The organism is Caulobacter sp. D5 (assembly GCF_003185805.1).
In the GTDB taxonomy this organism is placed as follows: Bacteria; Pseudomonadota; Alphaproteobacteria; order Caulobacterales; family Caulobacteraceae; genus Caulobacter.
Genome location: NZ_QHJY01000309.1, coordinates 1 through 9,778, shown reverse-complemented (window position 1 = coordinate 9,778; position 9,778 = coordinate 1). Strand labels below are relative to the sequence as shown.

General features: G+C 69.3%; 12 protein-coding genes. 7 read left to right on the top strand and 5 right to left on the bottom strand.

The annotated features are described in order from the left end of the window. Positions 1–144: 144 nt before the first annotated feature. Entirely contained in the window at positions 145–483 is a 339-nt protein-coding gene (locus tag DMC18_RS18935; RefSeq protein ID WP_110120247.1) for an Hpt domain-containing protein, read from the top strand. Between the two features lie 3 nt (positions 484–486). Here the strand turns inward: DMC18_RS18935 and DMC18_RS18930 are convergent, their stop codons facing one another. Further along, positions 487–1,299 carry a helix-turn-helix domain-containing protein gene (locus DMC18_RS18930; protein ID WP_110120248.1) on the bottom strand — a complete coding sequence of 271 codons (813 nt, stop codon included), beginning with the start codon at positions 1,297–1,299 and terminating at the stop codon, positions 487–489. Positions 1,300–1,443: 144 nt separating this feature from the next. Between DMC18_RS18930 and DMC18_RS18925 the strand changes: the two genes are divergently transcribed. Further along, positions 1,444–2,184 (top strand): siderophore-interacting protein, encoded by a 741-nt coding sequence (locus DMC18_RS18925; RefSeq protein ID WP_199228475.1) that lies wholly within the window; start codon positions 1,444–1,446, stop codon positions 2,182–2,184. Between the two features lie 90 nt (positions 2,185–2,274). Here DMC18_RS18925 and DMC18_RS18920 read toward each other — a convergent pair whose 3' ends face one another. From DMC18_RS18920 to gcvA, 3 genes are read right to left on the bottom strand one after another with little or no spacing between them, the layout of a single operon-like run. Beyond that, on the bottom strand, positions 2,275–2,559 hold the full coding sequence (locus tag DMC18_RS18920; protein ID WP_110120249.1) for a hypothetical protein: 285 nt from the start codon (positions 2,557–2,559) through the stop codon (positions 2,275–2,277). Further along, positions 2,556–2,891, bottom strand: coding sequence for a chorismate mutase (locus tag DMC18_RS18915; protein ID WP_110120250.1), 336 nt, complete (start codon positions 2,889–2,891; stop codon positions 2,556–2,558). The genes DMC18_RS18920 and DMC18_RS18915 overlap by 4 nt, the downstream gene beginning before the upstream one ends. A gap of 50 nt (positions 2,892–2,941) precedes the next feature. After that, complete coding sequence (gene gcvA, locus DMC18_RS18910) at positions 2,942–3,898, bottom strand: transcriptional regulator GcvA (RefSeq protein WP_110120251.1); 957 nt, start codon at positions 3,896–3,898, stop codon at positions 2,942–2,944. 223 nt (positions 3,899–4,121) lie between these two features. On the opposite strand from gcvA, the gene cobA reads away from it, so the two are divergent. From cobA to DMC18_RS18885, 5 genes are read left to right on the top strand one after another with little or no spacing between them, the layout of a single operon-like run. Next, entirely contained in the window at positions 4,122–4,985 is an 864-nt protein-coding gene (gene cobA, locus DMC18_RS18905) for a uroporphyrinogen-III C-methyltransferase (protein ID WP_110120252.1), read from the top strand. After that, complete coding sequence (locus DMC18_RS18900) at positions 4,982–5,350, top strand: DUF2849 domain-containing protein (RefSeq protein WP_110120253.1); 369 nt, start codon at positions 4,982–4,984, stop codon at positions 5,348–5,350. Before cobA ends, DMC18_RS18900 begins: the two co-directional genes overlap by 4 nt. A 9-nt stretch (positions 5,351–5,359) precedes the next feature. After that, entirely contained in the window at positions 5,360–7,018 is a 1,659-nt protein-coding gene (locus DMC18_RS18895) for a nitrite/sulfite reductase (protein ID WP_110120254.1), read from the top strand. Beyond that, the gene (locus DMC18_RS18890; protein WP_110120258.1) at positions 7,002–7,526 is read left to right on the top strand and encodes a DUF934 domain-containing protein; all 525 of its coding nucleotides are present in this window, start codon (positions 7,002–7,004) and stop codon (positions 7,524–7,526) included. The genes DMC18_RS18895 and DMC18_RS18890 overlap by 17 nt, the downstream gene beginning before the upstream one ends. Further along, entirely contained in the window at positions 7,526–8,269 is a 744-nt protein-coding gene (locus tag DMC18_RS18885; protein WP_110120255.1) for a phosphoadenylyl-sulfate reductase, read from the top strand. The genes DMC18_RS18890 and DMC18_RS18885 overlap by 1 nt, the downstream gene beginning before the upstream one ends. Before the next feature lie 3 nt (positions 8,270–8,272). On the opposite strand, the gene DMC18_RS18880 is transcribed toward DMC18_RS18885, so the two are convergent. Beyond that, a complete protein-coding gene (locus tag DMC18_RS18880) occupies positions 8,273–9,706 on the bottom strand; it encodes a glycosyltransferase family 2 protein (RefSeq protein WP_110120256.1) in 1,434 nt (477 codons plus the stop codon). Positions 9,707–9,778: the final 72 nt, after the last annotated feature.

The window sequence follows — 9,778 nt, the reverse complement described above, 5'->3', positions numbered from 1 at the left end:
ATTCGAACCTACGACCCGCTGATTAAGAGTCAGCTGCTCTACCAACTGAGCTATACACCCATTCGCGATTCCGAAGCGCTGAAGCGTCCCGGCGGCGAGGCGCGGAACATACGCAATGAATTTGAGAGCGCAAGGACTTTTTCGATGGCCAGGCGAGATATCAGCGGAGCCGTGGATTTCGCCTATCTGGAAGGGTTCGCGGCCGGCGACGTCACGGTGATCGAGGAGGTGCTGGCCCTGTTCCGCGAGCAGGCCGCGCTGTGGACTCCGATGCTGTCGCCCGACCATCCCGGCTGGCGCGACGCGGTCCATACGGTCAAGGGCGCGGCGCGCGGCGTCGGGGCCAATGCGCTGGGCGACGTCTGCCAGCGGGCCGAGGCCGGCGAGGCCAGTCTGGACGAAGTGATCACCGCCCTCGATGCGGTGCTGCTCGACATCGCCGCCTATGTCCACGAGCAGGCGCTGCGGTCGCTTAGAGGGTAGGCCTCAGGCGCGGCCCGGGTGCCGTTCGGCCATGTAGCGGCCGGGCGATGCGCCCAGCGCCTTGCGGAACATGGTCACGAAGCTGGGCGTGCTCTCGTAGCCGAGATCGGCGGCGACGCTCTGGATCGACGCGCCCGCCGCCAGCCATTTGACGGCCAGCACCACGCAGAGCTGCTGGCGCCAGCGTCCGAAGCTCATGCCGGTTTCGCGATCGATCAGGCGCATCAGGGTGCGCTCGCTCATGCCGGCCCGCTTGGCCCAGGCGGCCAGGCTGCCTCGCGCCGCGGGCGCGGCCATCATCTCGTCGACGATCCTGCGCAGGCGCGGATCGGCGGGCATCGGCAGATGCAGGTCCTCGACATGGGCGGCGGCCACCTCGTCGAGCAGCACCGACACCAGGCGGCAATTGGCGCCGCCCTCGTCGTAGAGGTAGGGCAGGTGCGCGGCGCGAGCCAGGAGCTCCCTCAGCAGCGGCGTCACCGACACCGCGCAGCAGGCCTTCGGCAGGCGCGCGTCGATCTGCGTGTCGATGAAGGCGTTGTAGCCCTCCAGCGCGCCGTTGGCCCTGATGGCGTGCAGCGCGCCGCCGGGGATCCAGATCGCGCTTCTGGGCGGCACCACCCAAAGCCCGCCCTCGACCTCGCAGCTCAACGCGCCCCGCTGCACCAGGATGATCTGGCCCTTGCGGTGACGGTGCGGGTCCAGCTCGATGCCGCCGACCTCGTCCATCATCGCGCCGAACACCACGATCGGCCGGGGAACCTCGTCGGGTTCGATCCAGTCGTCCTTCACCGTCAGGTCGCTGATGATGGGCACGGCCGGCTCCGGACAAGGTGTGGCGAAATTCGATAATATTCTGGCGATCCTTCGGAATGACGCCATCGCCGCTTCTGGCTATCCGATCACTGGAAGCAAGTCGAGATCGGTTCGGCTTTGCGTTTCGAGAAGGATGCAGCGGCCATGACCATGTCGATCGACGCACGCACGAAGCCATCGCCGGGCGGTCTCGGCCAGGCCCTGATCCGCCTGATGATGCGGCCGGCCAGGATCGCCTCCAGCCAGCCGATCGGCGACCGCTTTCGGCTCGTCACCCTGGAGGGGGCGGCCTTGAAGGGCGTCTCCTGGACCCCGGGGCAGAAGATCCAGATCGCCATGGGATCGGCCTTCGTGACGCGCACCTATACGCCGATGGATTGGGACGCTGGCCAGGGCCGGGCGCGCATCCTGGGCTACGCGCATGGCGAGGGGCCGGGCGGCGACTGGCTGCGGTCGCTCGCGCCGGGCGCGCAGTGCGACCTCTTCGGTCCGCGGGCCTCGCTGAACGCGGCGCCTCTGGCCGGGCCGCTGGTGGTGTTCGGCGACGAGACCTCGATCGGGCTGGCCTGCGCGCTGGCCGCGCAGGATCCCGCGCGGAGCATCTCCTGCGTCTTCGAGGTCGCCGATCTGGGCGAGGCGGAGGCCGTCGTGGAGAGGCTGGGGCTTTCGAAGGCCGCGCTGTTCAGGAAGGCGGCGGACGAGGCTCACCTCGACACGATCGGCGCGGCGCTCTCGTCGCTGGCCGGCGTCGGCGCGTCCTTCGTCCTGACGGGACGGGCGGCGGCGATCCAGAAGCTGCGACACGGCCTGAAGCGGCGCGCGGTCGAGCCCAGGCGCATTCTCACCAAGGCCTATTGGGCCCAGGGCAAGACGGGGCTGGATTGATGTCGATCACCTGGCGCTCCGTCGGCTTCTTCCGAGCGGATGCCGGCGCGCCGCGGACCGACCGCCCGAAGGATGGACCGGAGTGCGGACCTATGTCGGGTTCGGAATCGACTCCGTCAGGTCCTCGAACTCACCGACCTCCAGGCCGACCGTCTCCTTGCGGGTGATGATCCTGGTGTCGTAGCTGCGCGACACGAACACCCGCACGCCGCGATAGCGCTGGCCGCGCTTGGCCGAGATGGTCTCGGTGCGGATCTGCACGCCATAGGCCTTGTCGTTCAGATAGATCAGGCCCGGACGCAGGTCGTCGTCGCCCTTGGCGAGGGCCTCGGCGGCCATCTCGTCCAGCTGCTGGTCGATCTCTTCCTTGGTCACGCGGCGCCCTTGGTCCGGTCCCAGCTGTCGTGCTCGTAGGCGATGCAGCGGTCGATCAGGGTGCGCCAGACCGGCTCGGCGATGGCTTCGGAGAGACCGGCGGCGCGCGCGGCGGCCTTCACCTTGTCGACCACGTCCTCGATGCGGGCGCGGTCGAACACCTTGCTGCGGTCGGTCTTGATGCGGGCGGCGGCGTCCATGTAGCCCTGGCGCTCGGTGAGCAGGGCCACCAGGGCCCGGTCCAGGGCGTCGACGCCCTGGCGCACGTCGACCATGGTCTGGCAGTCGGCCGGCGCGAGGCGCTCGTCGACGTTGAGAGTCGTCTTGATCATGAGCCCCTTTAAGCCGGTTTGGCGGGGCTGTTCCAGCCTAGATGCCAGACCTAGATGCCGGCCCCGTTGTCGATGGTCAGCAGGGCCGCTTCGTGGGCGGCCGCCTCGTCCTTCAGCCAGCCGACGAAGGCCTTCACCTGCGGCAGGCGGCCCTTGGCCTTGGGGTGGACCACGTAATAGGCGAAGTCGACCGAGGTCGCGATGTCGAACGGGATCACCAGCCGGCCGGCGTCGAGATCGGCCTGGGCCAGGGTGCGCTTGGCCAGCGCGATGCCGCGGCCGTTGGCGGCGGCCTCGATCACAAGGCTCGACTGGTTGAAGCGCGGGCCGCGGGCGCCGTCGACGCCCTTGATGCCGCGCGCCGCCAGCCACATGGCCCAGTCCGGGCACGAATCGTCGGCGTCGGGCGAGCCGTCGTGCAGCAGGATGTGGCGCGACAGGTCCTCGGGGCTTTCCAGCGGCGTCTCGGCCAGCAACTCGGGGCTGGCGACGGGCACGACCGTTTCGTTGAGCAGGCGGATGACTTCCAGGCCGGGATAGCGGCCCGAGCCGTAGCGAATGGCCAGGTCCACCTCGCCGGCGGCGAAGTCCACGACCTCCATGCCGGCCGACAGCCAGACGTCGACCTGCGGCTGGGCCTGCTCGAACTTGCCCAGGCGCGGCACCAGCCACTTGGCGGCGAAGGACGGGGCGGCCGTCAGCGTCAGGCGGCGGCCGTCGACGGCGGCGGTCAGCAGACTGGCGGCTTCGGCCAGACGGTCGAAGGCCTCGCGTAGGGCGGGCAGGGCGGTCTGGGCCGCGTCGGTCAGCAGCAGGCCCTTGGGCGTGCGCTTGAACAGGGCCGCGCCGACATAGTCTTCCAGGTTCTGGATCTGCTGGCTCACGGCGCCGGGCGTCACCGACAGCTCGTCGGCGGCGCGGCTGAAGTTCAGATGGCGCGCCGCGGCCTCGAAAGCCCGCAGGGCGTTGAGAGGCGGAAGGCGGCGCCGTTCGTTCTGTCGTTCCATGAGTTTTACTGAACGCCCCGGCAGAAGTCCTTGTTTGCGAATTGGCCTGCCCGCGCCCAGTTTGCAAGCGTTCGCTGACGGATTGGCCCTTTTCGTCGGCGGGCAAGAGCGGGGCGAGCTTTCGGGTTCGCCCCGTATTTCATTGGGTTTGGACGGCGAGGGTCGATCGGCTCGCGCTGCTTTCGCGCGTCCAAGGACGCTTTTAGAGGACCTGGGATCGCGCATGGCGTCGCCCTCGGATCGCAAGGCTGAACCTCGTCTGGTCGCGCTTCGCGGCGGCGAGGGCGTGCGGCCGGCGGTCGGGCGCGTGACGCTGGTCGGCGCTGGTCCCGGCGATCCTGACCTGCTGACGGTCAAGGCGCTGAAGGCCCTGCAGGCCGCCGACGTGCTGGTGCACGACGGCCTGGTCTCGGGCGAGATCCTCGACCTCGCGCCCCAGGCCCGCCGCATCGACGTGGCCAAGCGCAAGTCGCGCCACACCCTGCCGCAGGACGACATCAACCAACTGCTGGTCGCTCTCGCTCGCGAAGGCCTGGAGGTCGTGCGGCTGAAGGGCGGCGACCCCTTTCTGTTCGGCCGCGGCGGCGAGGAGCTTTCCGCCTGCCGCGAGGCCGGGATCGACTGCACCGTGGTGCCCGGCGTCACCGCGGCTCTCGCCGCCAGCGCAGGCGCCGGCGCGCCCTTGACCCATCGCGGCAACGCCCAGGCCGTCACCTTCGTCACCGGCCACGCCGCTCACGGCGAGCCTGATCTGGACTGGACCGCCCTGGCGCGTCCGAACCAGACGGTCGTCGTCTATATGGGCGTCTCGACCGCGGGCTTCATCGCCGAGCGCCTGACCGCCGCCGGCCGCGCCGGCTCGACGCCCGCCCTGGTGGTCGAAAACGCCAGCCGCGCCGACGAGCGCCGTATCCTCACAACCCTGGCCGGTCTGGCGACCGCGACCGAGGGGCTGAAGGGACCGGCCCTGCTGATGGTCGGCGAGGCCATGGCCATGGCCGAAATCCCCACCATATCGGGGCAAGTTCCCGGCAGCGTCGCAACCGCCGCCGTCTTCGAAGTTCAAAACGTGAGTTCGGGCCAATGAAAGCCGTGACCGCCAATCGCCTGATCGACGGGGAGGTCGTCTTCTGGAAGGAAGGCGCGTGGGTGGACGGCTTCGGCGACGCCCAGCTGTTCGACGATGCGCAAGGCGAAGAAGTCGAGGCCGCCGTGGCCGCCGGCAAGGCCGCCCCGACCGTGATCGTCGATCCCTATCCGATCGACCTGATCACCGTCGAAGGCCTGGGCCTGGCGCCGGTCAGCTACCGCGAGCGCATCCGCGCGCTCGGTCCCACCAACGAACTTCTCCACGGCAAGCAGGCTGAGGGCGGCGCCGTCGTCGAGGCCATCCGTCACGCTTCCGGCGCCGCCCGCTCGACGGGCCGCGTCGACCTGATCCGCCGCAAGTAGGCCGACCCTATGTATCAGTACGACGTCATCGACCGTGAATTCCTGACGGACCGCTCCAACGAGTTCCGTCACCAGGTGGCCCGTCGCCTGGCTGGCGACCTCACCGAGGACCAGTTCAAGCCGCTGCGCCTGATGAACGGCCTCTACCTGCAGCTCCACGCCTACATGCTGCGGGTCGCCATCCCGTACGGCTCGCTCAACGCCCGCCAGGCCCGCCGCCTGGCCTGGATCGCCCGCACCTACGACAAGGGCTACGGGCACATGACCACGCGTCAGAACGTCCAGTTCAACTGGATCAAGCTGAAGGACGCGCCGGACATCCTGGACGCCCTGGCCGAGGTCGACCTGCACGCCATCCAGACCAGCGGCAACTGCATCCGCAACACCACGGCCGATCCCTATGCCGGCGCCACCGCCGAGGAGATCGACGATCCGCGCGTGTGGTCGGAAGTCATCCGCCAGTGGTCGACCCTGCACCCGGAATTTTCCTACCTGCCGCGCAAGTTCAAGATCGCCATCACCGGCGCCCTGACCGACCGCGCGGCGGTGAAGGTGCACGACATCGGCCTGATCCTGCGCCGGGCCCGCGACGGCTCGCTGGGCTTCGAGGTGATCGTCGGCGGCGGGCAGGGGCGTACGCCCTATGTCGGCCCGACCATCAAGCAGCACCTGCCGGCATCGAGCCTGCTGAGCTACCTGGAAGCCGTCCTGCGCGTCTACAACCGCCACGGCCGCCGCGACAACATCTACAAGGCCCGCATCAAGATCCTGGTCGCCGCCCTCGGCGCCGAGGAGTTCGGCCGCCAGGTCGAGGAAGAGTGGGCAAAGATCGATCAAGGCCGCGCCGATCTCGGCGACCTGGAGCTGGCCCGCATCCGCGGCGCCTTCGCCCAGACCCCGTTCGAGACCCTGCCGGCCCGCTCGGAAGCCTTCGAGGCCGCCAAGGCCGCCAGCCCGTCGCTGGCCCGCTTCGCGCGCAACAACGTCAAGCCGCACAAGAAGCCGGGCTACGCCATCGTCGAGGTCTCGCTGAAGGCCATCGGCCAGACGCCAGGCGACGCCACCGCCGACCAGCTGGACGTCGTTGCCGACCTGGCCGAACGCTACGGCCTGGACGACCTGCGCGTCACCCACGCCCAGAACCTCGTCCTGCCGCACATCAAGCTCGACGACCTGCCGGCTGTGCACGCGATCCTCGAGGCCAACGGCCTGGCCACGGCCAATATCGACCTGGTCAGCGACATCATCGCCTGCCCGGGCCTCGACTACTGCGCCCTGGCCAACGCCCGCGCGATCCCGATCGCCCAGGACATCGCCAAGACCTTCGCCGACCCCGACCGGGCCGAGACGATCGGCGAGTTGAAGATCAAGATCAGCGGCTGCATCAACGCCTGCGGCCACCACCACGTGGCCCACATCGGGATCCTGGGCGTCGACAAGAAGGGCGAGGAATTCTACCAGCTCTCGCTCGGCGGTTCGGGCGCGGAAGACGCCACGATCGGCAAGATCCTGGGTCCGGCCCTGCCGGCCGACAAGGTCGCCCCCGCCATCGACACCCTGGTCGACACCTATCTGGCCGCGCGCCAGGGCGAGGAACGCTTCCTCGACACCTATCGCCGCGTCGGCCTCGAGCCCTTCAAGGAAGCGGTCTATGCCCAAGCTGATTAAGCTGATCGACGGCGCGACCCAGTTCGCCGAGAACACCTTCGTCAACGTCGCCGACGAGGACGCCATCCCGGACGTCGGCGACGTCATCCTGTCGCTGACCCGCTTCCAGGCCGAGGGCGACGCGCTGTTGTCGTCCAACAGCCGCCGCGTCGGCGTGCGCATCGAGCCGGCCGAAGAGGTCGAGGCCCTGGCCTACGACCTGCCGCGCCTGTCGGTGGTGGCCCTGGCCTTCCCGAAGTACCGCGACGGCCGCGCCTACACCTCGGCCCGCCTGCTGCGCGAGCGCTTCAAGTACCAGGGCGAGATCCGCGCCGTGGGCGACGTGCTGCAGGAGCAGGCCGGCTTCATGGTCCGCGTCGGTTTCGACGCCTTCGAGCCCAACGACGGCGCCACGCCCGAGGCCTGGGCCAAGGCCGCCAACCGTTTCCGCCACGTCTACCAGCGCGCCGTCGACGCCCGCCCGATCGCGGCGGACGAGCGGGCGCAACAAAAGGAAGGCGCCCTCTGATGGCCTACGACCAGACCGACGCCGCGCCGACCCTGGCGGCGCGGCTGGACGCCGAACTGCGCGACGCCCATCCGCTGACCATACTGCGCAAGGCCTATGAGACCTTCGGCGACAAGCTGGCCCTGGTCAGCTCGTTCGGCGCGGAGTCGGCGGTGCTGCTGCACCTGGCCTCGCAGGTCTCGAAAGACATCCCCGTGCTGTTCCTCGACACCGGCATGCTGTTCGGCCAAACCCTGGACTACCGCAAGAGCCTGGCCGCCAAGCTTGGCCTGACCGACGTGCGCGACCTGCGCCCGGCGTTCGCGGATCTCGCCGTGACCGATCCCAAGTCGGATCTCTGGCGCACCGACACCGACGCCTGCTGCCATATCCGCAAGGTGCTGCCGCTGGACCGCGTCATCGAGGGCTTCTCGGCCTGGTGCACCGGCCGCAAGCGCTTCCATGGCGGCGACCGCCTGCGCCTGGCCGTGGTCGAGGACGCCGACGGAAAGCTGAAGTTCAATCCGCTGGCCAACTGGAGCAAGGCCGAGCTCGACGCCTATGTCGCCGAGCACCAGTTGCCGACCCACCCGCTGGTCGCCCAGGGCTTCCCCTCGATCGGCTGCTGGCCGTGCACCAAGCCGGTGGACGACCCCAACGCCGACGTCCGCGCCGGCCGCTGGCAGGGCCAGGACAAGACCGAGTGCGGCATCCACGTCGCCCGCGCCCCGGGCGTGGCCCCCAATGTCGGCGGCGACATCTGAGGCTCAGGACCCGGACGAGAAGCCCTTGCGGGTCATCTTGCCCCAGCCCTGGGCGCCGGTCAGGAACTGCCAGGTGCCGCGCAGCCGCCAGAAATTGTTGATCTGGCGGTAGCCGAAATTCTCCAGGATCGCCGCGCCCATCAGCACGGCGAGACTGCGGGCGTTGGGAAAGCGCCGCAGCTCGGTCTCCTCCAGCGCCAGGGCGCCGACGCTGATGACGATGCCGAAGCCGAAGGTCACGGCCAGCAGCGCCCACAGATAGTCGATGTCCAGCACGCCCAGCAGCCAGAAGGCCGGGATCAGCACGTAGCCGAAGATCTCGATCAGCGGTCCCAGCACGTCGACCACCAGGATGTGCCCAAAGCCGATCAGGCCGATGCGGCCGTAGCGCGGGTTCAGGATCATGTCGCGGTGCCGGAAGAAGGTCTCCAGCGCCCCGCGATGCCAGCGCGCCCTCTGGCGGGACAGCACCGCCATGGTCTCCGGCGCTTCGGTCCAGCATACCGGCTCGGGCGTGAAGGCCACGCGATAGGGCTTGCCCAGGCGCCGGTAGTGCTTGTGCAGCTTGACCACCAGCTCCATGTCCTCGCCGACCGTGCCGTGGCTGTAGCCGCCGACGTCGAGCACGGCCTGGCGCCGGAAAAGGCCGAAGGCGCCGGAGATGATGGTCAGGGCCGAGATGCGGCTCCAGGCCAGGCGCGCCATCAGGAAGGCGCGCAGATATTCGACGGTCTGCAAGCGGGCCAGCAGGTTCTTCGGGACGCCCACCTCGACCACCCGTCCGAACGAGATCTTGCAGCCGTTGGCGATGCGGATCGTGCCGCCCACCGCCACCGTGCGGTCGGGATCCTCGACGAACGGCGCCACCGCCCGCAGCAGGGCGTCCACCTCCAGCAGCGAGTCGGCGTCCATCGAGCAGACGATCGGCGAGCGCGACAGGTTGATGGCCGCGTTGAGGGCGTCGGCCTTGCCGCCGTTGTCCTTGTCGACCACCAGCAGGCGGGGCTGGTTGGCGCCGGCGTAGAGGCCGCGGATGCGCTGGCACGAGGCGGCCAGGTCGTAGTGGCGCTCGACGGGATGCAGCTCGAAGGCGTCGATCAGCACCTGGAGCGTCTCGTCCTTGGAGCCGTCATTGACCACCACCACCTCGAAGTGGGGGTATTGCAGGGCCAGCAGCGAGCGCACGCTTTCGACGATGGTCAGGGCCTCGTTATAGGCCGGCGCCATCAGGGTGATCGGCGGGGCGGCCTCGGCGTAGCGCCGCCAGAGCAGGGCGGCCTGGTTGACCGGCGGGGCCTGCGACAGCGCACGGGCCGCCAGGATCAGCTGGTAGAGATAGAGCGCGTTCTGCAGCAGGCCGGTGGCGATCACCGCCCAGGCGATGGTCTCGGCGAAGCGGACGACGACGAGGGCCAGGACCTCCAGTTCGGGCAGCATGGTCAGGCGCCCTCCGCCAGAGCGCGCTCGGCCGCTCGCTGGGCTACTGGATGGGCTTCGTCGCTCGCGGTG

Bases quoted from the DNA above. Each gene is read 5' to 3' on its own strand.
- DMC18_RS18880 (WP_110120256.1), bottom strand. From the start codon at position 9,706: ATGCTGCCCGAACTGGAGGTCCTGGCCCTCGTCGTCGTCCGCTTCGCC.
- DMC18_RS18885 (WP_110120255.1), top strand. From the start codon at position 7,526: ATGGCCTACGACCAGACCGACGCCGCGCCGACCCTGGCGGCGCGGCTG.
- DMC18_RS18915 (WP_110120250.1), bottom strand. From the start codon at position 2,891: ATGATCAAGACGACTCTCAACGTCGACGAGCGCCTCGCGCCGGCCGAC.
- gcvA (WP_110120251.1), bottom strand. From the start codon at position 3,898: ATGGAACGACAGAACGAACGGCGCCGCCTTCCGCCTCTCAACGCCCTG.
- DMC18_RS18895 (WP_110120254.1), top strand. From the start codon at position 5,360: ATGTATCAGTACGACGTCATCGACCGTGAATTCCTGACGGACCGCTCC.
- DMC18_RS18890 (WP_110120258.1), top strand. From the start codon at position 7,002: ATGCCCAAGCTGATTAAGCTGATCGACGGCGCGACCCAGTTCGCCGAG.
- DMC18_RS18925 (WP_199228475.1), top strand. From the start codon at position 1,444: ATGACCATGTCGATCGACGCACGCACGAAGCCATCGCCGGGCGGTCTC.
- DMC18_RS18935 (WP_110120247.1), top strand. From the start codon at position 145: ATGGCCAGGCGAGATATCAGCGGAGCCGTGGATTTCGCCTATCTGGAA.
- DMC18_RS18900 (WP_110120253.1), top strand. From the start codon at position 4,982: ATGAAAGCCGTGACCGCCAATCGCCTGATCGACGGGGAGGTCGTCTTC.
- cobA (WP_110120252.1), top strand. From the start codon at position 4,122: ATGGCGTCGCCCTCGGATCGCAAGGCTGAACCTCGTCTGGTCGCGCTT.